Origin of the sequence: Variovorax sp. YR750, from assembly GCF_900109805.1 — a bacterium.
Taxonomy (GTDB): domain Bacteria; phylum Pseudomonadota; class Gammaproteobacteria; order Burkholderiales; family Burkholderiaceae_C; genus Variovorax; species Variovorax gossypii.
Window position 1 is genome coordinate 60791 of sequence record NZ_FOBJ01000011.1, and the last position, 21839, is coordinate 82629.

A 21839-nucleotide genomic window follows, 5' to 3' on the forward strand; every position below is an offset into this window, starting at 1 on the left:
CCAGAGGAGAGCACGAGGCCTCTGGGCAACATGTAGACAGAAAGTAAATAGGGGGACTGGGGGTTTTTACCAAGCGGGTGCATAATCGCCCCCGCTCTGCACCCACCATGAATCGCCTCGCGTCCATCCTGCCGCCCGCTCAAGTGCTCGTGAGCGTTGACGCTACCAGCAAGAAACGTGCTTTCGAAGAAGCCGGCCTGCTGTTCGAAAGCCTTCACGGTCTGGGCCGTGCCCTCATCACCGACAGCCTTTTCGCGCGCGAGCGCCTCGGCTCCACCGGCCTGGGTCACGGCGTCGCCATTCCGCATGGCCGCATCAAGGGCCTCAAGTCGCCGATGGCAGCCGTGTTCCAGCTGGCCAATCCCATCGGCTTCGACGCCCCCGACGAGCAACCCGTCGCACTCCTGATCTTCCTGCTGGTGCCCGAAGCGGCCACGCAGAAGCACCTCGAAATCCTCTCCGAAATCGCCGAGCTGCTGAGCGACGCCAGCCTGCGCGAACAGATCAAGTCCAGCACCGACGCAACTGCCCTGCACGACCTCATTGCCGGCTGGCAATCCACCCAGGTCGCCTGAGCGCATGCGTCGGCGCGCGCGGCTGCTGATAAGCTGCGCGGCTCCTTCTTCCCTCATTCCAACGCAATGCCGGCGCCCGCGCGCCGCCTCCTGAACGCATGAAGCCGACAGTCATCAGCGCCGATGCCATGTTCGAGGAGTTCCGTGGCTCGCTCCGGTGGGAATGGCTCGCGGGGCTGGGCGCCTCGGAGCGCCAGTTCGACCCCGAGGTCATCAGCCGGGCCCAGTCGGCCGCGGACCTCGTCGGCTACCTCAACTACATCCACCCGTACCGCGTGCAGATCCTCGGCGCCCGCGAGGTGGCCTACCTCACGCGCGGCAGCGAGGAAGACTGCGCGCGGCGCATCGCCCGCATCGTCACGCTGGAGCCGCCGATGCTGGTGCTGGCCGACGGCCAGGCCGCGCCCGACGAGCTGCTGTCGATCTGCGAGCGCGCGCAGCTGCCGCTCTTCGCCACGCGCGAGTCGTCGGCCTTCGTGATCGACCTGCTGCGTGCCTACCTGTCCAAGCACTTCGCCGAGCGCACCTCGATGCACGGCGTGTTCATGGACATCCTGGGCATGGGCGTGATGATCACGGGCGAGTCGGGCCTGGGCAAGAGCGAGCTGGGGCTGGAGCTGATCTCGCGCGGCAACGGCCTCGTGGCCGACGACGCGGTCGATCTCTACCGCATCAACCAGAACACCATCGAGGGGCGCTGCCCCGACCTGCTGCTGAACCTGCTCGAGGTGCGCGGCATCGGCCTGCTGGACATCCGCGCGATCTTCGGCGAGACGGCGGTGCGCCGGAAGATGCGGCTGAAGCTCATCGTGCACCTCGTGCGGCGCGACAGCTTCGAGCGCGACTACGAGCGCATGCCCTCGGCTCCGCTCACCCAGGACGTGCTGGGCATCCCGGTGCGCAAGGTCATCATCCAGGTGGTGGCCGGGCGCAACATCGCCGTGCTGGTGGAAGCGGCGGTGCGCAACTCGATCCTGCAGCTGCGCGGCATCGACACGTACGCCGACTTCGTGGCGCGGCACCACAAGGCGATGGAAAACTCCCGCGACGGGGATTGATCGGTTCCGGCGGCCGCCGCCGGGCCGCGTTTCCTTTTCCCGTTTTCCTGCTTCGTATCAGCGCTTCTTGGCGCAATCTCCGCAAAGACCGTAGAGGGACATGGCGTGGTCCTGCAGGATCCAGCCCTTGTCCTTGGCGACCATCTGCTGGCGGCGCTCGATCTCGGCATCGTAGAACTCCTCGACCTTGCCGCAGGAGGTGCACACCAGGTGGTCGTGGTGGGTGCCTTCGTTCAGCTCGTAGACCGCCTTGCCGCTCTCGAAGTGGCTCCGCTCCAGGATGCCGGCCTGCTCGAACTGGGTGAGCACCCGGTAGACCGTGGCCAGGCCGATGTCGGAATGTTCGTTGAGCAGCACGCGGAACACGTCTTCCGCCGTCATGTGCCGCTGGCTGCCGGTCTGGAAGATCTCCAGGATCTTCAGGCGCGGGAGGGTGGCCTTGAGGCCGGTATTCTTCAGTTCGTCGATGTTGGCCATGTTGGTTCCTGCGCCCCGGAGGGCTGCGGCTAAAGGCCCTGAAAAGGCCAGCCGCTACAATGGCCGATCATATCGCTACCCCCTTTTCCTCCCATGCCTGCCAACTTCCAACGCCGGCCCTGGCTGCTGGCTGTCGCCGTCGCGGCAACGCTCGGCCTCGGTGCCTGCAGTGGTTTCACCGAGCGCACGCGTGGCGCGCTGGCCGCCGTAACCCCCTACAAAGTCGAGGTGGTTCAGGGCAATTTCGTGTCGAAGGAACAGGTCGCGGCGCTCAAGCCGGGCATGTCCCGCCAGCAGGTGCGTGAAATCCTCGGTACCTCGCTGCTGAACGACGTTTTCCACGCCAACCGCTGGGACTACGTCTTCACCATCCGCCGCCAGGGCGTCGACCCACAGGAACGCCGCCTGACCGTGTTCTTCAACGGCGAGATCATGGACCGCTTCCAGGGCGACGAGATGCCCAGCGAGGAAGAATTCGTCGCCACGCTCGACACCCGCAAGAAATCCGGCAAGGTGCCCGCGCTCGAGGCCTCGGAAGACGAGCTCAAGAAATACGCCCCCAAGGACGACGAGAAGAAGGCCGATGCCTCCAAGGGCTCGTCGTCGGCTTCCCTGCCGCCGCTGCCGGCCGCCTACCCCCCGCTCGAAGCCGCGCGCTGAGCGCGCAGGAGCATCGGCGGCTGCGGGCGGCGCCCGCCAGTCGGGCGGCGTCCGTTCCGTGTCCATGCATGCCATTGGCCGTTTCGAAATTCCCGAAGACTGAACCAGCGTGACCGAATCCACCTCCACTCCCACCAGCAATTCCGCCTCCGCGCCGCGCCGCGTCGCCATCGCCGGGGCATCGGGCCGCATGGGCCACATGCTGATCGAGGCCGTGCGCAACGCGCCCGACCTGCGCCTGGCCGGCGCCCTCGACATCGCCGGCAGCCCGGCCCTCGGCGCCGATGCCGGCGCCTTCCTGGGCTTCGACAGCGGCGTGTCCATCGTGTCCGACCTGCGCGCCGGCCTGAAGGACGCGCAGGTGCTCATCGACTTCACCCGCCCCGAGGGCACGCTTGCGCATCTCGCGGTCTGCCGCGAACTGGGCGTGCAGGCCGTCATCGGCACCACCGGCTTCAGCGACGCCCAGAAGGCCGAGATCGCCGAGATCGCGAAGGACATCGCGATCATGATGGCGCCCAACATGAGCGTGGGCGTCAACGTCACCTTCAAGCTGCTCGAGATGGCGGCCAAGGCCATGGCGACGGGCTACGACATCGAGATCATCGAGGCGCACCACCGCCACAAGGTCGACGCGCCCTCGGGCACCGCGCTCAAGATGGGCGAGGTCATCGCCGACGCGCTGGGCCGCGACCTCAAGGACTGTGCCGTCTATGCCCGCGAGGGCATCACCGGCGAGCGCGACCCGTCCACCATCGGCTTCTCGGCCATCCGCGGCGGCGACATCGTGGGCGACCATACCGTGCTGTTCGCCGGCACCGGCGAGCGCATCGAGATCACCCACAAGTCGTCGAGCCGCGTCACGTATGCACAGGGCAGCCTGCGCGCGGTGCGCTTCCTGGCCGGGCAGCGCGCGGGCCTGTTCGACATGTACGACGTGCTCGGCCTGCGCTGACCGCGCAGCCCGGAAGGACCGCCGATGAGCGTGCTCGAACTGCTGGCCCACGGTGACGGCGTCAGCCGTTCGGTGGCCGCGCTGCTGCTCGCGATGTCGATCGCGAGCTGGGTCATCATCCTCTGGAAGGCGTGGCTGCTGCGCGGCGGCACGCGCGACGTGCTGCGCAGCATCGCGGCGTTCTGGCAGTCGTCCACGCTGGCCGACGCCGAGCAGAAACTCAGGGCCTTCGACCGCGCGACGCTGGTGTCGCCCGCCGTGTCGGCCATCAGGAGCGTGGCCGCCGGCGAAGCGGCGGGCACGCTGGGCGCCACGGTCGACCGCAACCAGCGGCTCACGCGCGTGCTGCGCGACGCCCTGCACGGCGCGCTGCGCCGGCTGCAGGCGGGGCAGATCCTGCTGGCCACGGTCGGCGCCACCGCGCCCTTCGTCGGGCTGCTGGGCACGGTCTGGGGCATCTACGGCGCGCTGACGGGCATTGCCGGCCAGACCGGCGGCTTCACCATCGACAAGGTGGCGGGCCCGGTCGGCGAGGCGCTCATCATGACGGCCTTCGGCCTGGCCGTGGCCATTCCGGCCGTGCTGGCCTACAACGTCTTCGGCCGCGTCATCGGCCGCATCGAAGCCGAGCTCGAAGGCTTCGCGCACGACCTGCTGGGCAGCTTCGGAGCCCCGGCCGCGCCCGTCGCGCCGCCGCCCGCGCGGCCGATGCCGGTCTGAGAGCACGCAGACAGCAAGAGCCGCAGCCATGGCCTTCGGTCGCACATCACTGGGCAGCGCCACCGGCGGCGGCGGTCGCGCCATGGGCGCGGGCGCGCAGCGGCCGCTGTCCGACATCAACGTCACGCCACTGGTCGACGTGATGCTGGTGCTGCTGGTGATCTTCATCATCACCGCGCCGCTGATGGCCAGCTCGATCAAGCTCGACCTGCCGCAGACCGATGCCGGCCAGCCCAACGACGCGCCCAAGTTCGTGAGCCTGTCGGTCGACGCATCGGGCAAGGTCTTCCTCAACGACAAGGCCGTGACCGACGAGGAACTGGCGCAGCAACTCGAAAAGGCCGCCGCCGACAGCAAGGACACCGAGGTGCAGCTGCGCGCCGACCAGACCGTGCCCTACGGCAAGGTGGTGGCGCTGATGGGCATCGCGAACAAGGCCGGGCTCAGCCGCATCGGCTTCGTCACGGAAGCCGAACCGCCGAAGAAGCCGGGAAGCTAGCTGGCTAGCCCAGCACTACTGGCTTGGTGTGCCAGATCTCGTGCGCGTACTGCGCAATCGTGCGGTCCGACGAGAACACCCCCATCCCCGCCACGTTGAGGATCGCCGTGCGCGTCCACGCATCCGAGTCGCGGTACAGCGCATCGACCTCGGCCTGCTTCGCCACGTAGCTCGCGTAGTCGGCCAGCAGCAGGTAGTGGTCGCCCCAGTTCACCAGTGCGTCGTAGATGCCCTGGTAGCGCGCCGGCTCGCCGGGCGAGAACTCTCCGTCGCGGATCGCGTCGAGCACGCGCTTGAGCTCGGCGTTCTCCTCGTAGATCTCGCGCGGCTGGTAGCCCCGCGCGCGGATGTCGGCCACCTCGGGCGTGGTATTGCCGAAGATGAAGATGTTCTCGGGCCCCACGCTCTCGCGCATTTCCACGTTCGCGCCGTCCAGCGTGCCGATGGTGAGCGCGCCGTTGAGCGCGAACTTCATGTTGCCGGTGCCCGAGGCTTCCGTGCCCGCCGTGGAGATCTGCTCCGAGAGGTCGGCCGCCGGCATGATGACCTCGGCCAGGCTCACGCTGTAGTTCGGCAAAAACACCACCTTCAGCAGCTTGCCCACGCGCGCGTCGGCGTTGATGGTGCTCGCCACGTCGTTGATGAGCCGGATGACCAGCTTGGCCATCGCATAGGCCGATGCCGCCTTGCCCGCGAACACCACCACGCGCGGCACCATGTCGATCGGCGTACCCGCGGCCTGCGCGTCGAGGATGCGGTGGTAGCGCGTCACCACGTGCAGCACGTTGAGCAGCTGCCGCTTGTATTCGTGGATGCGCTTGACCTGCACGTCGAACAGCGCGTCCGTGTCGATGTCGATCTTCAGGTGCTGCTCGACCCAGTTGGCCAGCCGCAGCTTGTTCTCGCGCTTGGCGTGGCGGAACGCGCGCACGAAGGCCGGCTGCGCGGCCATGGGCCTGAGCGCCTCCAGCTGCGACAGGTCGCGCCGCCAGCCCTTGCCGATGCGCTGGTCGAGCAGCGCCGCCAGCGGCGGGTTGGCCTGCGCCAGCCAGCGGCGCGGCGTGACGCCGTTGGTCTTGTTGTTGAAGCGCTCGGGAAAGATCTTCGCGAAGTCCGAGAAGATCGACTGCTTCATCAGCTCCGAGTGCAGCCCCGACACGCCGTTGACCGAATGGCTCGCGAGCACCGCCACGTAGGCCATGCGCACGCGCCGCTCGCCGGCCTCGTCGACCAGCGAAAGGCGGCGCATCAGCTCCACGTCGTTGCCCACCTTCTGCGTCACGGCGGCGAGGAACTTCGCGTTGATGTCGTAGATGATCTGCAGGTGCCTCGGCAGGATGCGCCCCAGCATCTCCACCGGCCAGGTCTCCAGCGCCTCGTGCATCAGGGTGTGGTTGGTGTAGCTGAACACCTTCTGCGTGTGCGCCCAGGCCACGTCCCACGAGAGGCCATGCTCGTCGAGCAGCAGCCGCATGAGTTCGGGCACCGCCAGCACGGGGTGCGTGTCGTTCAGGTGGATGCTGACCTTCTCCGACAGCTGGTCGAAGGTCTTGTGGTTGCGCAGGTAGCGGCGCAGCAGGTCCTGCACGCTCGCGCTGCAGAAGAAGTACTCCTGGTGCAGCCGCAGCTCGCGGCCCGAGGGCGTGGAGTCGTCGGGGTAGAGCACGCGCGAGACGTTCTCCGAGTGGTTCTTGCTCTCCACCGCCTGCATGTAGTTGCCGCGGTTGAAGGCCGAGAGGTCGATCTCCTCGGTGGCGCGCGCCGACCAAAGCCGCAGCGTGTTGGTGGCCTGCGTGCCGTAGCCCGGGATGATGGTGTCGTAGGCCACCGCCAGCACGTCGTGCGTGTCGACCCAGTCGGCGGCGCCCGATGCCGCGCCGGCGCCTTCGCGCTTCTGCACGTGGCCGCCGAAGCGCACGCGGTAGTTCACCTCGGGCCGCTGGAACTCCCACGGGTTGCCGCGCGTGAGCCAGTAGTCGGGTGTCTCCACCTGCTGGCCGTCGACGATGCGCTGGCGGAACATGCCGTACTCGTAGCGGATGCCGTAGCCCATGCCCGGCACGCCCAGCGTGGCCATCGAGTCGAGGAAGCAGGCCGCCAGCCGCCCCAGGCCGCCGTTGCCCAGCGCCGCGTCGGGCTCGCGTTCGGACAGCGCCGCCATGTCCACGCCGAAGTCGGCCAGCGCCTCGCGCACGGTGTCGTACAGGTCCACCGCCAGCAGCGCGTTGGTGAAGGTGCGCCCGATCAGGAACTCCATCGACAGGTAGTAGACGCGCTTCAAGTCCTGCGCGTAGTTGGCGCGCGTGGTCATCATCCAGCGCTCGACCAACTGGTCGCGCACCGCCTGCGAGGTGGCGTTGAGCCAGTCGTCCTGGCTGGCCGCGACGGGGTCCTTGCCGACCGCGTAGATCAGCTTGTTGGCCACGGCGCGCTTGAAGGCCGCGACGTCGCGGTCGGGGTGGTCGTAGGCGAAGTCCTTGATCGTCATGGGAACGCTCCCGGGTTATCTATCTATTGCTGGATGGCTTGACGGTAGACGTCGATGTACTGCGCCGCCGCCGTGGCCCAGTCGGCCGGCCGCCGCATGGCGTTGCCGCGCACGCGGCGCCAGTCGGGCGCGCGCTCGTGCAGGGCGAAGGCGCGGCGCACGGCGCGCTCGTAGTCGGCCACTTCGAAGCGGTCGAACACGAAGCCGGTGGCCTCGCCGCTGGCCAGGTCTTCAAGCGAGCTGTCGACCACCGTGTCGGCCAGCCCGCCGACGCGGCGTACCAGCGGCAGGGCGCCGTACTTCAGGCCGTACATCTGCGTGAGGCCGCAGGGTTCGAAGAGCGAGGGCACCAGGGTCACGTCGCCCGCGCCGAAGAGCTGGTGGGCCAGCGTCTCGTTGTAGCCGATGGTCACGGCTACCGACTGCGGCGCGGCCGCCGCGCGCTGGCGGAAGGCTTCCTCCAGCCAGGCCTCGCCGCTGCCCAGCAGCGCGAGCTGCCCGCCCTGGGCCAGCAGTGCGTCGAGCCCGCCGAGCACCAGGTGCAGGCCCTTCTGCTCGGTGAGCCGGCTCACGACGATGAAGAGCGGCGCATCGGGCCGCTCGGCCAGCCCCAGCTGGTGCTGCAGCACCGACTTGCAGCGCGCCTTGCCGGCCATGTGGCGGCCTTCGGGCGTGTGATAGCCCTGGATCAGGGCGGCGTCGGTGGCGGGGTTCCAGACCTTGTCGTCGACCGCGTTGAGGATGCCGCTCAGCACCGCGCTGCGCTGGCGCAGCAGGCCGTCGAGCCCGCAGCCCTGCTCGGGGGTCTGGATCTCCAGCGCGTAGGTCGGGCTCACGGTGGTGAGCCGGTCGGCGAAGTACAGGCCACCCTTCATGAACGAGATCTGGCCGTGGTATTCGAGGCCGTTCATCTGGAACGCCGGGCCGGGCAGGCCGAGCTCCGCAAAGTGCCAGGGCGCGAAGATGCCCTGGTAGGCCAGGTTGTGCACGGTGAAGACGCTGCCCACGCGCGGGCCGCCGGCCTGCCGCGCGAAGTGCAGGTAGGCCGGCGCGAGCGCGGCGTGCCAGTCGTGCGCGTGCACCACCTCGGGCTGCCACTGCGGATCGAGCCCCTGCGCCAGTTGCGCCGCCGCCCAGCCGAGCAGCGCGAAGCGGCGGTGGTTGTCGCCGTAGGGCTGGCGCGAGATGTCCTCGTAGGGGTTGCCGGGCCGGCCGTAGAGCGCCGGCGCGTCGATCACGTAGGCCGGGATGCCGGGCGTGCCGTCGATGTCGATGTGCCCGAGGCGCAGCCCGAAGCCTTCGCCCCAGGGCGCATCGAAGGCGGCCACGGGCGCCAGGTCGCGCACGCCGGCCACGATGGCCGGGAAGCCCGGCAGCAGCACGCGCGCGTCCTGCCCTTCGGCGATGAGCGCCAGGGGCAGGGCGCCGGCGATGTCGGCCAGGCCGCCGGTCTTGAGGAGGGGGAAGAGTTCGGCGCTGACCTGGAGGATTCGCATCGTTGGTGGATCAGGCCGAGGCCAGTCGTTTGAGCATCTCGCGGGTGACCAGCACCACGCCGTTCTCGGTGCGCTCGAAGCGAGCGGCGTCCGCCTCGGCATCTTCGCCGATCACCATGTCCTCGGGTATGACGCAGGCGCGGTCGATCACCACGCGGTTCAGTCTGGCGCCGCGGCCGACTTCCACGTCGGGCAGCAGCACGGCCTCGTTGATCTCGCAGAAGGAATGCACGCGCACGCCCGAGAACAGCACCGAGCTGCTGACCTTGGAGCCCGAGACGATGCAGCCGCCGGAGACGATGGTGTTGACCGTCATGCCGTGGTGGCCGTTGCGGTCGAGCACGAACTTGGCCGGCGGCAGCTGCCGCTGGTAGGTCCAGATGGGCCAGTCCGTGTCATAGATGTCGAGCTCCGGGGTGATGGAGGCCAGGTCGAGGTTGGCTGCCCAGAATGCATCAATCGTGCCCACGTCGCGCCAGTAGGTCTTGGCCTCCGGCCCGCGCGAGGCCCGCGTCACGCAGGACATGCCGAAGGGATGGGCCAGCGCGCGGCCCTGGGCCACGGCGCGGGGGATGATGTCCTTGCCGAAGTCGTGGCTCGAATCGGGGTTGGCGTTGTCCTCCTCGAGCAGCTGGTAGAGGTACTCGGAATCGAACACGTAGATGCCCATGCTCGCCAGCGCCGTGTCGGGCCTGCCGGGCATGGCGGGCGGATCGGCGGGCTTCTCGAGGAAGTCGGTGATCTGGCGGCCGTCGTCCACGGCCATCACGCCGAAGGCCGTGGCCTCCATGCGCGGCACCTCGATGCAGCCGACCGTGCAGCCCAGGCCGCGCTCGGCATGGTCCTTCACCATCAGCGAGTAGTCCATCTTGTAGATGTGGTCGCCGGCCAGCACCACCACGTAGTCGTGCCTGGTGGAGCGGGTCTGGATGATGTCCAGGTTCTGGAACACCGCGTCGGCCGTGCCGCGGTACCAGTGCTCGTCGCCCACGCGCTGCTGGGCGGGAAGCACGTCGACCATCTCGTTGAGCTCGGCGCGCAAAAAGCTCCAGCCGCGCTGCAGGTGGCGCATGAGCGAGTGCGACTTGTACTGCGTGACCACCGCCATGCGCCTGATGCCCGAGTTCAGGCAGTTGGACAGCGCGAAGTCGATGATGCGGAACTTGCCGCCGAAGTACACGGCCGGCTTGGCGCGCCGGTCGGTCAGCTGCTTGAGGCGGGAGCCGCGTCCGCCGGCCAGCACCAGTGCGATGGTGCGGCGGACCAGTTGATGGGCCTGCAGCTCCTGCTGTTGCGGTAGCTGCGCTTGCGGTGTTGGGTTGTCCATCCTGAGTCTCCGTTCGTTGGTTTGTTCGCTTGCCGGAATCCGCCGTCAGAGTTTCTGCATCGAGACTAGCACCGCGCCGTACGCCTGGCTCCTACGTTCTTGCAATCCCGATGCTCGAGAAAGGCACCTGCAGCGTGCCGGTCAGCGCCCGGCCCTGTGCGTTGTCCGGATCGCTGTCGGGATCGGTGGACAGGCAAAGGCGCCACGCGCCCGCCGGCAGCGTGAACGACACGGTCTCGGGGCCCGCGTTCACCATCACCAGCCATGCGCCGCCGTCCGCGGTGTCGTGAGGAAAGTCACGGCTGAAGAGGATTGCAAGGGCCGTGCCCGAGCTCCATTCGGCGGGCGTCATCGGCTCGCCGTCGGGGCGCAGCCAGCGGATGCCCGGCGCTCCCCGCGGAGCCTCCCTTGACGGCTCTTCCGCCGGCCACCAGCGCGTGCTGCGCAGGGCGGGGGCCTCGCGGCGCAGCGCGGCGAGGCGGGCCAAGAAGGCGCTCATGCGCGCCGCGTCGCTGCCGGGCGCCGACGTGCCGATCCACGCGAGCCAGGTGGTCTCGTTGTCCTGGCAGTAGGCGTTGTTGTTGCCCTGCTGGCCGTGGCCGATCTCGTCGCCGGCCAGCAGCATCGGCGTGCCCTGCGACAGCATCAGCGTGGCGAGCAGCGCGCGCCGCAGGCGGGTGCGCAGGGCGAGCACGGCGGGGTCGTCGCTCGGGCCCTCGACGCCGCAGTTGTTGCTCATGTTGTGGGCGTGGCCGTCGCGGTTGCCCTCGCCGTTGGCGAGGTTGCGGCGCTCGCCGTAGCTCACCAGGTCGCGCAGCGTGAAGCCGTCGTGCGCGGTGATGAAGTTGACGCTGGCCGTCGGCGCGCGGCCGTGGTGCGCGAACTGGGCGCTGGAGGCCGCGAAGCGATGGGCGAAGTCGCCGAGCTTCGCCCTGTCGTCATGCTCCTGCCGCAGCCAGAAGCCGCGCTGCGTGTCGCGGTAGCGGTCGTTCCATTCGAGCCAGCCGGGCGGGAACCCGCCGAGCCGGTAGCCGCCGGGGCCGATGTCCCAGGGCTCGGCGATGAGCAGCGTGCGCGAGAGCACCGGGTCTTGCGAAATGGCGGCGAAGAAGGGCGCGCGCGCATCGAACCCGCGTTGCGCGTCGGCGCGGCCGAGCACGGGTGCGAGATCGAAGCGGAAACCGTCGACGCCCATCTCGCAGGCCCAGAAGCGCAGGCTGTCCATCACGAGCTGCAGCACGCGGGGCTCGCCGAGGTTCAGGCAGTTGCCGGTGCCGGCCCAGTTCTCGTAGAGCGCGCGGTCGTCGGCGCGCAGGTGGTAGTAGAGCGCGTTGTCGATGCCGCGCATCGAAAGCGTCGGGCCGAGTTCGTCGCTCTCGGCGCTGTGGTTGTAGACCACGTCGATCACCAGCTCCATGCCGCGCGCGTGGATCGCGTCGGCCATTGCGCGGAACTCGCCGGCGGGCGTGGTGCCGGGGCGGCCGCTCCAGTAGCGGGCTTCGGGCGCGAACCAGCCGATGGTGTTGTAGCCCCAGTAGTTGCTCAGGCCCATGCGCAGGAGGCGCGGCTCGTCGGCGCGGTGCTGCACGGGCATGAGGCTCAGGGTGGTGATGCCCAGTCGCTGGAGGTGGTCGAGTACCGCGGGTTCGGCGAGGCCGGCGTAGGTGCCTCTGAGGACTGCGGGGACGGCGGGGTGGAGTTTTGTCTGGCCCTTGACGTGGAGTTCGTAGAGGACGCGGTCGCCTGATGCGATGCGGGCGTGGCCTGCAGGTCCATGCTCGGTCGGTGCCGGCGCTACCCGGGCCTTGAGGGCGATGGCTGCGTTGTCTCGGGGGTCTCTTTTTTCTGGATTCGCCGGGTCGTGGCCCAGGAAGAGGTCGCTGCCGTCGTAGGTGCCTACGATCTCGCGGGCGTATGGGTCGAGGAGCAGCTTCGATGGGTTGAAGCGCTGGCCTGCCTTGGGGTTCCAGGGGCCGTGGACTCGGTAGCCGTAGACGAGGCCTGGCTTGCCGCTTGGGAGGTGGCCGTGCCAGATGCCGTCTGTTTGTTCTTTCAGGCTGAGGCGTTGTTGTTCGTTCTTGCCTGTGGTGTCGAAGATGCAGAGGTCTACTGCTTCTGCTGTGGGGGCTGCTATTGCGAAGTTGATGCCCTGGGGGGAGGGGGTTGCGCCTAGGGGGTAGGGGTTGCCTGGGCTCAGCATTGTTGTGGGCTCCTCATGGAGTTTGCTTCCCGGGGCCGGGAGTTCCGCCCGGCGGCGGACCTACTTTCTTTTGCTTCGCCAAAAGAAAGTAGGCAAAGAAAAGGCGACCCCACTGTCTGCGACCCCTTCGCTTCGCTACGGGGCAACCTGCGGTGCTCGCGTTTCGCGGGGTCTCGCAGAACTCGCTTCGCTCAAACAGCTGCGAGCCCTGATCCGCGAAACGCTGCGCTCCTCGGCGCAGCCAGAGGGGAGGGAGAACACCCGGGCCTTTGCTTCGCTCGGCCGCCAAGGCACGGCAAGCGCTTCGCGCTTGCCGTGCTTGGAGTGAATCGCTGCTCTTGTTGGCGGCGCTGAAGTTGAATGTGAATACGTGGCCGAGCGAAGCGAAGGCCAGTGCAGGCTGTTCGGCGGCCGAGCGCAGCGATGGCCTGTTTGGTTCCCAACTCCCTTCTGGCTGCGCCGAGGAGCGCAGGCGTAGGAGGGACAAGGGCCGCAGCTGTTTGAGCGTAACGAAGTGAAGCGAGTTCTGCGGACCCCCTCCTACGTCGAGCACCGCAGGTTGCCCGTAGCGAAGCGAAGGGACGCAGACAGTAGGGTCGCCTTTTCTTTGCTTACTTTCTTTTGGCGAAGCAAAAGAAAGTGAGTCGGCCGCCGGGCCGAGACCCGGCCTCGGGAAGCAAACAACCTCAAAGATCAAACCAGCACCCACATCAAGGTCCCCAGCGGCGGCACGCTAATAGACAAGGAGTCCGTCTTCCCATGCCAAGCCACAGGCGAACTCTCGACAACCCCATTCCCAACCCCACTCCCCCCATAGACAACCCCATCCGTATTGATGACCTCCCGGTAGGAGCCGCTAGAAGGAACCCCCAGTCGATACCCATGCCGAGGCACAGGCGTGAAGTTGCAAACCACGACAACAAACGCCCCATCCCGCGCCCGCCGCACAAAAGCAAACACCGACTGATCCGCATCGTCATGCACGATCCACTCGAACCCTCGCGCCTCATGGTCGAGCTCATGCAGCGCAGGAAAGTGCCGATAAACGTTGTTCAGATCCCGCACCAGCCTCCGCACCCCCTGATGCGCCGCATGCTCCAGCAGATGCCAATCCAGACTCCGATCGGCATTCCACTCCGCGTACTGCGCAAACTCCCCGCCCATGAACAGCAGCTTCTTCCCCGGATAGGCCCAGAGGTACCCATACAGATTGCGCAGTCCCGCGAACTTCTGCCACTCGTCGCCGGGCATGCGCCCGATCATCGATCCCTTGCCATGCACCACCTCGTCATGCGACAGCGGCAGCACGAAGTTCTCGCTGTGCGCGTACATCAGCCCGAAGGTGATCTGCCGATGATGGTGCTTGCGGTAGACCGGATCGGTGCCGGCGTATGCCAGCGTGTCGTTCATCCAGCCCATGTTCCACTTGTAGTGGAAGCCCAGCCCGCCGTCCTCGGGCGGCCGGGTCACACCGGGAAAGCTGGTCGACTCCTCGGCGACCGTCATCGCGCCGGGCCGTTCGATGCCCACCACGCGGTTCATGCGGCGCAGGAATTCGATGGCCTCCAGGTTCTCGCGCCCGCCGAGCGCGTTGGGCACCCATTCGCCCGACTTGCGGCTGTAGTCGCGGTACAGCATCGACGCCACCGCGTCGACGCGCAGGCCGTCCACGCCGTAGCGCTCGAGCCAGTACAGCGCGTTGCCGACGAGGTAGTTGCGCACCTCCGTGCGCGCGTAGTTGAAGATCAGTGTCTGCCAGTCGTTGTGGAAGCCCTCGCGCGGATCGGCGTACTCGTACAGCGCGGTGCCGTCGAAGCGGCCGAGGCCGTGCGAATCGGTGGGGAAGTGCGCAGGTACCCAGTCGAGGATCACGCCCAGCCCCGCCGCGTGCGCGGCCTCGACGAAGTGCCGGAAGTCGCCGGGCGTGCCGAAGCGCGAGGTCGGCGCATAGAGGCCGATGGGCTGGTAGCCCCACGAGCCGTCGAAGGGGTGCTCGCTGACGGGCAGCAGCTCGATGTGCGTGAAGCCCATGTCGCGCGCATAAGGCACCAGCGTGTCGGCCAGCTCGCGGTAGTCCAGCCATTCGTGGCCGTTCTTGCGGCGCCACGAGCCCAGGTGCACCTCGTAGATGCTGATGGGCGCGTCGCGCCCGTTCGCGGCGGCGCGGCCCTCGGGCATCTTCACCGGCGCGGGCAGGGGCTGCACCACGCAGGCGGTGTCGGGGCGCAGCTGCGCCGAGAAGGCGAAGGGGTCGGCCTTGCGCAGCACCTCGTCCTGCGCCGACAAAATCTCGAACTCGTAGCTGTCGCCCACGGACACGTGCGGCGCGAAGATCTCCCACACGCCGCACTCGCGGCGCAGCCGCATCATGTGGCGCCGGCCGTCCCAGTTGTTGAAGCTGCCGACCACCGACACGCGCTTCGCGTTCGGCGCCCAGACCGCGAAGGCCACGCCCTTCACGCCGTCCATCTCGCGCAGGTGCGCGCCCAGGCGCTCCCACGGCCGCAGGTGCGTGCCCTCGGCCAGCAGCCACACGTCGGTCTCGCCGAGCACGAACGGAAAGCGATACGGGTCCTCGAGCCGCGAGGTGTGCGTGTCCCAGTCGACCTGGAACGAATAGCCCATGCGGGCCTCGGCCGCGGGAACGAGTCCGCTGAACAGATCCGACTCGGGATGGCGCGAGAGGATGGAAAGCGGCCAGCCGGTGCGCGAATGCACCACGGCCACGTGCTGCGCGCCGGGCAGCAGCGCCCGCACCACCAGGCCCTCGGCAGTCTCGTGCGGGCCGAGCACCGCGAACGGATCGCCGTGCTCCGCGCGCATCAGCGCGTGGATATCGGCTTCGGGCAGCGGCTTGGTCTTCGATGACATGGCGGTCAGCTTCGTCCTTCTTCCGCGGCGGGCGTGCCGAAGAAGACGCCGTACGGCGCAAGCACCAGCATGCGCCTTTCGTCTGAGTCCTGGATGACGGCGGTCGGCGCGAGCGGCTGTCCGACCAGAGGCATCAACCCGTCGGGCAGCGGCATCGACACCGGCTCGCCACCGAGGTTGAAGACGGCCTGCAGCGAATGGAGGCCGTCACCGCGCTCGAAGTGCAGCAGGGGCTCCGGCGCATCGATGAAGCGGATGCCGCCGGTGCGCAGCAGCGGCTGGGTACGCCGCCAGTGCAGCAGCGCGCGGCTGAAGTCCAGCATCGAGCCGGGGTCGGCGGCCTGCCGTTCGACGGCCAGCGGCAGGTGCGGGCCGTACACCGGCAGCCAGGGCGTGCCGGTGCTGAAGCCGCCGTTGGGTGCCTCGGGGGTCCAGGGCATGGGCGTGCGGCAGCCGTCGCGGCCCTTGAACTCGGGCCAGAAGGCGCGGCCGTACGGGTCCTGCAGCAGTTCGAAGGGCACCTCGGCCTCGGGCAGGCCCAGTTCCTCGCCCTGGTAGATGCTGGCGCTGCCGCGCAGCGACAGCAGCAGCGCGAGCCAGAGCCGGTCGCGGCGCGTGTCGGGCGCGCTGCCGTCGCTCCAGCGCGTGGCGACGCGCGGCACGTCGTGGTTCGATACCGCCCAGCAGCCCCAGCCGCCCGTTTGCGCGAGCGCGTCGTCGAGCGCCTCGACCTGGTGGCGCAGGTGCGCGGGGCTGTGGTCGGCCGTCAGCAGGCTGAAGCTGTAGGCCAGGTGCAGTCGCTTGCCGAGCTCGGTGTACCGGGCCATGACCGGCGGCGCGTTTTCATCGCCGACCTCGCCCAGCGCCACCGCGCCGTAGTCGTCCAGCAGCCGGCGCAGGCTTTCGAGGAAAACCAGGTTCTCGGGCTGGCTCTTGTCGTACAGGTGCTGCTGCATCGCGTACGGGTTGTCGGCGCGCACCGTGCTGACCTCGCCGATGGAGGCCAGCGTGGCCGGCGGGTTGTCGCGCAGCAGCGCGTCGTGGAACTGGTGGTTGCAGGCGTCGAAGCGGAAGCCGTCCACGCCGCGCTCGCACCAGAAGCGCACCTCGTCCAGCAGCGCCGCCTGCACCTCGGGGTTGTGGAAGTTGAGGTCGGGCTGCTCGGCGAGGAAGCTGTGCAGGTAGTACTGGCGCCGGCGCGAGTCCCACTGCCAGGCCGAGCCGCCGAACACCGAGAGCCAGTTGGTCGGCGGCGTGCCGTCGGGCTTGGGGTCGGCCCACACGTACCAGTCGGCCTTGGGGTTGTCGCGCGAAGACCGGCTTTCGGCGAACCAGGCGTGCTGGTCGGAGGTGTGCGAGAGCACCTGGTCGATGATGAGCTTCAGACCCAGCTCGTGCATCCGCGCCAGCATGGCGTCGAAGTCGGCCAGCGTGCCGAAGATCGGGTCGACCGCGCGGTAGTCGGCCACGTCGTAGCCGAAGTCCTTCATCGGCGAGCGGAAGAAGGGGGAGACCCAGATGGCATCGACGCCGAGGCCGGCCACGTGTTCGAGCCGGGACGTGATGCCCGGCAGGTCGCCGATGCCGTCGCCGTCGCTGTCCATGAAGCTGCGCGGGTAGATCTGGTAGATCACCGCGCCGCGCCACCATTCGCTGTTGCTGCCGTCGGTTTTGCTGCCCATGCCGGTCCCTGTGGTCTGAAATCATTGTGGCATGCGAAATCCGGGCCAGTGATACGGTCATGCGGGGCGCCGGCGCACGGTGCGATGGCGCGTGAAGCTTTCTTTCTACACTGGGCGCCGTTCCCGCTTTTCAAGATGACGACTTCCGATCCCGCTTCCTCCTCTTCCCTGGCCGCGCTCGAAGCGCGGCTCGCCCAGGACCTCGAATACCTCGGCTGGCCCGCCCGCCAGTGGATGCCCGCGCGGCAGGCCGGCGGCGAGCCCATGCTCGACGTGGCCATCGTCGGCGGCGGCCAGGCCGGCCTGGCCGCCTCGGTCGCGCTGGCGCAGCTGGGCGTGCGCGCCGTGATCTTCGACCGCTCGCCCGCCGGCAGCGAGGGCCCCTGGGCCACCACGGCCCGCATGGAGACGCTGCGCTCGCCCAAGGAGCTCACCGGTCCCGCGCTGGGGCTGCCCGCGCTCACCTTCCGCGCATGGTTCGAGGCCCAGTTCGGGCTGGAGGCCTGGACCGCGATGGACAAGATCCCGCGCCTGCAGTGGATGGACTACCTCGTCTGGTATCGCCGCGTGATGGGCGTGGACGTGCGCAACAACACGGCCGTGACCGGCATCCAGCCCCTGCCCGATGCGACCGGCGTGCGCCTCGCCCTGCGCACGCCCGGAGGCGAAAGCAGCGTGCTGGCGCGCCGCCTCGTCCTGGCCACCGGGCGCGACGGCCTTGGCGGCCCGGCCGTTCCCGCCTTCGTGAACGCCCTGCCGCGCTCGCAGTGGGCGCATTCTTCCGACGAGATGGACTACGGCCGGCTCAAGGGCCTGCGCGTGGGTGTGATCGGCGCCGGCTCTTCGGCCATGGACAGCGCCGCCACCGCGCTGGAGGCCGGCGCCCACAGCGTCGAGCTGCTGATCCGCCGCACCGACCTGCCGCGCGTCAACAAGGGCAAGGGCGCGGGCGTGCCGGGGCTCACGCAGGGGCACTACGACCTGCCGGACGAACTCAAGTGGCGCATCCGCCACTACATCAACGTGCTGAACGTGCCGCCGCCGCATGGCAGCACGCTGCGGGTGTCGCGCCATCCCAATGCCTTCTTCAACTTCGGCTGCCCGGTGCTGGCCATCGAGCCGAAGGGCGAGGCGATGCGCGTGTCGACGCCCAAGGGCGACTTCGAATTCGACTTCCTGATCGTCTCGACCGGCTTCAAGGTCGACTGGCCCAACCGCCCCGAGTTCGACGGCATTGCCGCCCATGTGCGCACCTGGAAGGATCGCTTTCAGCCCGCCCCCGGCGACGAAGACCAGGAGCTGGACGACTCGCCCGACCTCGGCCCGGCCTTCGAATTCAAGGAGCGCGCGCCCGGCGAATGCCCGGGGCTCGGGCGCACCCACTGCTTCTGCTACCCGGCGGCGCTGTCGCACGGCACGGTGTCGGGCGACATCCCGGCCATCAGCGACGGTGCGAAACGGCTGGCCAGCGGCATCGCCAGCCTGTTCTACCGCGAGGACTTCGACCATCACTGGGCCAACCTCGAAGTCTTTGCCGAGCCGGAGCTGTTCGGCGACGAATGGACGCCCGCGCTGCCGCCGCAAGAGAGAAATCGAGAAGAAACCGAACCATGACAAGCACACCCGTTTCCGATGTGATCGATGCCGTCGTCCCGCTGACGCCGGACCAGCCCAACTGGGCGCTGCGGCGCCAGCGCGAAAAGGTGCTCGCCGCCACGCAGGGCAGCTACGACGCGATGTTTTCCCCCTCCGTCGAGGGCATCTCGGTGATCGAGCGGCTGCTGGTGGCGCTGCATGCCTGCCGCGTGTCGAAGGCGGACAGCCTCGCTGTGCACTACCGCGACCGGCTCGCGGCCGAGGGCGCCGCCGCCGCCGTGGTCTCGGCTGTTGATGCCGGCAAACCCGTGGCCGACGCACGCCTGCAGGCCGTGCTGGCCTTCACCGGCAAGCTGATCGAGCGCCCCATTGAAGGTGACAGGGCTGCCGTGCAGTCGCTGGCCGAAAGCGGCCTTTCGACGCCGGCCATCGTGGCGACGAGCCAGCTGATCGCCTTCCTCTCGTACCAGATCCGCGTCGCCGCGGGCCTGAAGGCGCTGGCCGCGCTGGAGGTGTCGGCATGAGCGCCCCGATCCGCATCAAGGGCTTCACCAACGAAGTGCTCAAGTGGAAGCCGTGGCTCGACACGGTGAACGTCGACACCGCCACGCCCGAGCAGCTGGCGGCGCTGGACGAGATGAGCCCGCAGGCGCGCACCTCGCCCTACTTCCTGGTGCTGGCGCACCAGCCCGAGATATTGCTGCAGCGCTCCATCGCCTTCAACGCGATCATGTTCGCACCGGGCGGCATGCCGCGCGCCGAGCGAGAGCTGGGTGCCACGGTGGAGTCGCGCGTCAACGGCTGCGTGTACTGCGCCTCGGTGCACGCGCAGCGCTTCGAGCAGCTGGCCAAGCGCAACGACGTGATCTCGCAGGTGTTCGAGGAGCCGGCGGGCGCCGGCACCACGGAGCGCGAGAAGGCCATCGTCGAGTTCTCGATCCGCCTGGGCGCGAAGCCCGACAAGGTCACGTCCGAGGACATCCGCAAGCTGAAGGATGTCGGGCTGGGCGAGCTGGAGATCCTCGACCTGATCCACTCGGTGGCCATCTTCGCCTGGGCCAACCGGCTGATGCTCAACCTCGGGGAGCCGGTGTTCCCCGAGGAAGCCGACGGCTCAGCCTAGGCGCGCGAGCAGGCCGGCGACTGTCTCGTTCGCCAGGCCCAGAGGATCGATCAGGTCGTTCCCGCGGCGGTAGTCGATGCCGTTGACCAGCGAGGCCGCATCCACGATGGTGCGGGTCGCGGGCGTAGGCACGCCGGCGATGGCGCCCAGCGCCTCGACGAAGGCCAGGCCGTAGGGCATGTCCTCGCTCACGTAGCGGGTGTCGGTCTGCGTGGGGCCCGGCGGGCCGCCGCGCTTGGCGTGCAGCTCGGCGGCGATGTCGGCGAGCTTTTCCGACTCGGTGCCGAAGGAGCGAGCGAAATGTGCCTCGATGGGACCGAGTTCGATGCCGAAGGCGGCCGCCACGGCGCGGCGCTCGGCATCGAGCGCCTCGATCGCGCGCGCCACGCCGGGCGTCATGCAGTGGTACTGCGGCCAGTTCTCGGCGCGCTCGATGCGTGTCCAGTTGAAGACCGCGAGCGGCCCGTGCGACTGCGGATTGACGTTGGCCAGGGCGCTGGCGAGCGCGTTGCCCTGCGCGGAAAAGCCTTCGCCGAAGAGATCCGTGCACAGCGCGACGGCTTCATCCACCCGGGGGCCGGGCAGGGCGGAGACGCCGACGGCTTTGCGCCGTGTCATCACCTTGACCTGGGTACCCGATTCGCGGCGCGCGGTCAGCACGGTGGTGCCGAAGCTGGCGACGGTGACCTGCCGGCCGGCGCGCACCGCGGCTTCGTGCAGATAGAGCGACGACAGCGAGGCCATCGAGCTGACGATCACCGTCTGGCCGTCGCGCAGGAAGGGCAGCAGGGAGTCCATCACCTGCCTGTGGCCGTTGACGGGCAGGGCGAGCAGGAGAACGTCGGAGGCGGCGCAGAGCCCGGCCGGGTCGTCGGCGACTTCGACGCTCACCGAAAACGACTGGATGCCGCCGGCTTCCAGCGGCTGCGTGCGCAGCGCGTCAGCGCCTCGTCCGCCGGGCGACCAGACGATGACGCCGTGGCCGGCCCGCCGCAGCCAGGCCGCGCTGGCCAGCGCGATCGCCCCGGCGCCCGCGATGCCGACGCGGTAATTGTGGCCCGCGGGCTCAGTCAACCTTGATTCCGCCTTGCTTGATGACCTTGGCCCAGCGCTGGCTGTCCTCGGTCACGACCTTGCCCAGAGCCGCCGCGCCGCCGCAGGTATTGACTGCGCCCAGCTGGGCGAAGCGCTGCTTCGTCTCCGGCAGGTTGCACACCTCGACCAGTGCGGCCGACAGCTTCTCGATGCTCGCCGCCGGCATGCGCGCCGGCGCCATCACACCGACCCAGACCGGCACTTCCATGCCCGGCAGGCCCGTGGCGTCGCCGATGGTCGGGGCCGAGCCCATGCTGGGCAGCGCGGCGCGCGAGAAGGTGCCGAGCACGCGGGCCTTGCCGCTGGCGACCATGGGCTCGATCGAGGCCACGCTGGTCACGATGGTCGCCACCTGGCCGCCCAGCAGGTCGGTGAGGGCCGGCGCGGCGCCGCGGTAGGGCACGTGCAGCAGGTTCACGCCGCTGGCCTGGGCCAGCAGCGCACCGGTCAGGTGCGAGACGGTGCCGTTGCCGGTCGAGGCGTAGGTGACCTGGCCGGGCTTGGCCCTGGCGTCGCGCAGCACGTCAGCCACCGTCTTGTAGGGGCTTTCGGCGCGCACGGAGAGCGTCATGGGGGTGTCGGCGACCAGGGCGACCGGTACCAGCTCGTGCACCGGGTCGTAGGGGAGCTTGGCCTGCAGGTGGGGCGCGATGGTGACCGCGCCGCCGGTGGCCAGCAGCACCGTGGCCCCGTCGGTCGCCTTGGCCACCGCGTCGGCGGCCACGATGCCGCCGGCACCGGCCTTGTTGTCGATGATGACCGGCTGGCCCAGCTTGTCGGTGAGCTTGGCGCCCAGGTAGCGGGCGATGACGTCCTGCGCCCCCCCGGTGGCGAAGGGCACGACGATGCGCAGGGGCTTGTCGTTCTGCTGGGCCCAGAGGGGTGTGGCGGCGAGGCCGGCGGCGGCCGCGAGGGCCAGGGCAAGGTGTTTCAGGCGCAGTTTCATGGTGCTTCAGGCGGTGCGACGAGCCTGCCGGGCGGCAGGCGTTACCCGCGCAACACGCAGGTTACGTGCCC

The 21839-nt window shown here is 68.9% G+C and carries 18 protein-coding genes; 9 read left to right on the forward strand and 9 right to left on the reverse strand.

What is annotated here, in order from left to right; translation table 11 throughout:
* The first annotated feature begins 107 nt into the window (after positions 1 to 107).
* Together BMY35_RS22115 and hprK are read left to right on the forward strand one after the other, a co-directional pair.
* Positions 108 to 575 (forward strand): PTS sugar transporter subunit IIA, encoded by a 468-nt coding sequence (locus tag BMY35_RS22115; RefSeq protein WP_019655574.1) that lies wholly within the window; start codon positions 108 to 110, stop codon positions 573 to 575.
* A 98-nt stretch (positions 576 to 673) separates the two neighbouring features.
* A complete protein-coding gene (gene hprK / locus BMY35_RS22120; RefSeq protein WP_093203763.1) occupies positions 674 to 1633 on the forward strand; it encodes an HPr(Ser) kinase/phosphatase in 960 nt (319 codons plus the stop codon).
* Between the two features lie 57 nt (positions 1634 to 1690).
* On the opposite strand, the gene fur is transcribed toward hprK, so the two are convergent.
* A complete protein-coding gene (gene fur / locus BMY35_RS22125) occupies positions 1691 to 2110 on the reverse strand; it encodes a ferric iron uptake transcriptional regulator (protein WP_093203766.1) in 420 nt (139 codons plus the stop codon).
* Between the two features lie 93 nt (positions 2111 to 2203).
* Here fur and BMY35_RS22130 point away from each other — a divergent pair, with 93 nt between their 5' ends.
* The 4 genes from BMY35_RS22130 (at position 2204) to BMY35_RS22145 (ending at position 4944) form a co-directional block, all read left to right on the forward strand.
* Complete coding sequence (locus BMY35_RS22130; RefSeq protein WP_093203768.1) at positions 2204 to 2770, forward strand: outer membrane protein assembly factor BamE; 567 nt, start codon at positions 2204 to 2206, stop codon at positions 2768 to 2770.
* A gap of 109 nt (positions 2771 to 2879) precedes the next feature.
* Positions 2880 to 3725 carry a 4-hydroxy-tetrahydrodipicolinate reductase gene (gene dapB, locus BMY35_RS22135; RefSeq protein ID WP_093203771.1) on the forward strand — a complete coding sequence of 282 codons (846 nt, stop codon included), beginning with the start codon at positions 2880 to 2882 and terminating at the stop codon, positions 3723 to 3725.
* 24 nt (positions 3726 to 3749) lie between these two features.
* On the forward strand, positions 3750 to 4445 hold the full coding sequence (locus BMY35_RS22140) for a MotA/TolQ/ExbB proton channel family protein (RefSeq protein WP_093203773.1): 696 nt from the start codon (positions 3750 to 3752) through the stop codon (positions 4443 to 4445).
* 28 nt (positions 4446 to 4473) lie between these two features.
* The gene (locus BMY35_RS22145; protein ID WP_093203776.1) at positions 4474 to 4944 is read left to right on the forward strand and encodes an ExbD/TolR family protein; all 471 of its coding nucleotides are present in this window, start codon (positions 4474 to 4476) and stop codon (positions 4942 to 4944) included.
* A gap of 4 nt (positions 4945 to 4948) precedes the next feature.
* Here BMY35_RS22145 and BMY35_RS22150 read toward each other — a convergent pair whose 3' ends face one another.
* The 6 genes from BMY35_RS22150 to BMY35_RS22180 all read right to left on the reverse strand — a co-directional run bounded on the left by BMY35_RS22150 (position 4949) and on the right by BMY35_RS22180 (position 17008).
* Positions 4949 to 7432: a glycogen/starch/alpha-glucan phosphorylase gene (locus tag BMY35_RS22150; protein WP_093203779.1), complete on the reverse strand. Its 2484-nt coding sequence runs from the start codon at positions 7430 to 7432 to the stop codon at positions 4949 to 4951.
* 23 nt (positions 7433 to 7455) lie between these two features.
* Positions 7456 to 8928 carry a glycogen synthase GlgA gene (gene glgA, locus BMY35_RS22155; protein ID WP_093203782.1) on the reverse strand — a complete coding sequence of 491 codons (1473 nt, stop codon included), beginning with the start codon at positions 8926 to 8928 and terminating at the stop codon, positions 7456 to 7458.
* A 10-nt stretch (positions 8929 to 8938) separates the two neighbouring features.
* The gene (glgC, locus tag BMY35_RS22160) at positions 8939 to 10255 is read right to left on the reverse strand and encodes a glucose-1-phosphate adenylyltransferase (RefSeq protein ID WP_093203785.1); all 1317 of its coding nucleotides are present in this window, start codon (positions 10253 to 10255) and stop codon (positions 8939 to 8941) included.
* 91 nt (positions 10256 to 10346) lie between these two features.
* Entirely contained in the window at positions 10347 to 12455 is a 2109-nt protein-coding gene (gene glgX / locus BMY35_RS22165; RefSeq protein ID WP_093203787.1) for a glycogen debranching protein GlgX, read from the reverse strand.
* A gap of 693 nt (positions 12456 to 13148) precedes the next feature.
* Positions 13149 to 15326 carry a 1,4-alpha-glucan branching protein GlgB gene (glgB, locus tag BMY35_RS22175; protein WP_093203790.1) on the reverse strand — a complete coding sequence of 726 codons (2178 nt, stop codon included), beginning with the start codon at positions 15324 to 15326 and terminating at the stop codon, positions 13149 to 13151.
* 5 nt (positions 15327 to 15331) lie between these two features.
* Positions 15332 to 17008, reverse strand: coding sequence for an alpha-amylase family glycosyl hydrolase (locus BMY35_RS22180; RefSeq protein WP_093203792.1), 1677 nt, complete (start codon positions 17006 to 17008; stop codon positions 15332 to 15334).
* 135 nt (positions 17009 to 17143) lie between these two features.
* Here BMY35_RS22180 and BMY35_RS22185 point away from each other — a divergent pair, with 135 nt between their 5' ends.
* From BMY35_RS22185 to BMY35_RS22195, 3 genes are read left to right on the forward strand one after another with little or no spacing between them, the layout of a single operon-like run.
* Complete coding sequence (locus BMY35_RS22185) at positions 17144 to 18622, forward strand: NAD(P)-binding domain-containing protein (RefSeq protein ID WP_093204261.1); 1479 nt, start codon at positions 17144 to 17146, stop codon at positions 18620 to 18622.
* A complete protein-coding gene (locus BMY35_RS22190; protein ID WP_093203795.1) occupies positions 18619 to 19128 on the forward strand; it encodes a CMD domain-containing protein in 510 nt (169 codons plus the stop codon). Before BMY35_RS22185 ends, BMY35_RS22190 begins: the two co-directional genes overlap by 4 nt.
* A complete protein-coding gene (locus BMY35_RS22195; RefSeq protein ID WP_093203797.1) occupies positions 19125 to 19727 on the forward strand; it encodes a peroxidase-related enzyme in 603 nt (200 codons plus the stop codon). The genes BMY35_RS22190 and BMY35_RS22195 overlap by 4 nt, the downstream gene beginning before the upstream one ends.
* Here the strand turns inward: BMY35_RS22195 and BMY35_RS22200 are convergent.
* Together BMY35_RS22200 and BMY35_RS22205 are read right to left on the reverse strand one after the other, a co-directional pair.
* The gene (locus tag BMY35_RS22200) at positions 19719 to 20801 is read right to left on the reverse strand and encodes an NAD/NADP octopine/nopaline dehydrogenase family protein (protein ID WP_093203800.1); all 1083 of its coding nucleotides are present in this window, start codon (positions 20799 to 20801) and stop codon (positions 19719 to 19721) included. The genes BMY35_RS22195 and BMY35_RS22200 overlap by 9 nt on opposite strands.
* A complete protein-coding gene (locus BMY35_RS22205; RefSeq protein WP_093203802.1) occupies positions 20794 to 21768 on the reverse strand; it encodes a Bug family tripartite tricarboxylate transporter substrate binding protein in 975 nt (324 codons plus the stop codon). Before BMY35_RS22205 ends, BMY35_RS22200 begins: the two co-directional genes overlap by 8 nt.
* Positions 21769 to 21839: the final 71 nt, after the last annotated feature.

Excerpts from the sequence above, each read along its gene's own strand:
- BMY35_RS22115 (WP_019655574.1), top strand. The coding sequence starts at position 108 with ATGAATCGCCTCGCGTCCATCCTGCCGCCCGCTCAAGTGCTCGTGAGC.
- hprK (WP_093203763.1), top strand. The coding sequence starts at position 674 with ATGAAGCCGACAGTCATCAGCGCCGATGCCATGTTCGAGGAGTTCCGT.
- fur (WP_093203766.1), bottom strand. The coding sequence starts at position 2,110 with ATGGCCAACATCGACGAACTGAAGAATACCGGCCTCAAGGCCACCCTC.
- BMY35_RS22130 (WP_093203768.1), top strand. The coding sequence starts at position 2,204 with ATGCCTGCCAACTTCCAACGCCGGCCCTGGCTGCTGGCTGTCGCCGTC.
- BMY35_RS22140 (WP_093203773.1), top strand. The coding sequence starts at position 3,750 with ATGAGCGTGCTCGAACTGCTGGCCCACGGTGACGGCGTCAGCCGTTCG.
- BMY35_RS22145 (WP_093203776.1), top strand. The coding sequence starts at position 4,474 with ATGGCCTTCGGTCGCACATCACTGGGCAGCGCCACCGGCGGCGGCGGT.
- BMY35_RS22150 (WP_093203779.1), bottom strand. The coding sequence starts at position 7,432 with ATGACGATCAAGGACTTCGCCTACGACCACCCCGACCGCGACGTCGCG.
- glgA (WP_093203782.1), bottom strand. The coding sequence starts at position 8,928 with ATGCGAATCCTCCAGGTCAGCGCCGAACTCTTCCCCCTCCTCAAGACC.
- glgC (WP_093203785.1), bottom strand. The coding sequence starts at position 10,255 with ATGGACAACCCAACACCGCAAGCGCAGCTACCGCAACAGCAGGAGCTG.
- glgX (WP_093203787.1), bottom strand. The coding sequence starts at position 12,455 with ATGCTGAGCCCAGGCAACCCCTACCCCCTAGGCGCAACCCCCTCCCCC.
- glgB (WP_093203790.1), bottom strand. The coding sequence starts at position 15,326 with ATGTCATCGAAGACCAAGCCGCTGCCCGAAGCCGATATCCACGCGCTG.
- BMY35_RS22180 (WP_093203792.1), bottom strand. The coding sequence starts at position 17,008 with ATGGGCAGCAAAACCGACGGCAGCAACAGCGAATGGTGGCGCGGCGCG.
- BMY35_RS22185 (WP_093204261.1), top strand. The coding sequence starts at position 17,144 with ATGACGACTTCCGATCCCGCTTCCTCCTCTTCCCTGGCCGCGCTCGAA.
- BMY35_RS22190 (WP_093203795.1), top strand. The coding sequence starts at position 18,619 with ATGACAAGCACACCCGTTTCCGATGTGATCGATGCCGTCGTCCCGCTG.
- BMY35_RS22195 (WP_093203797.1), top strand. The coding sequence starts at position 19,125 with ATGAGCGCCCCGATCCGCATCAAGGGCTTCACCAACGAAGTGCTCAAG.
- BMY35_RS22205 (WP_093203802.1), bottom strand. The coding sequence starts at position 21,768 with ATGAAACTGCGCCTGAAACACCTTGCCCTGGCCCTCGCGGCCGCCGCC.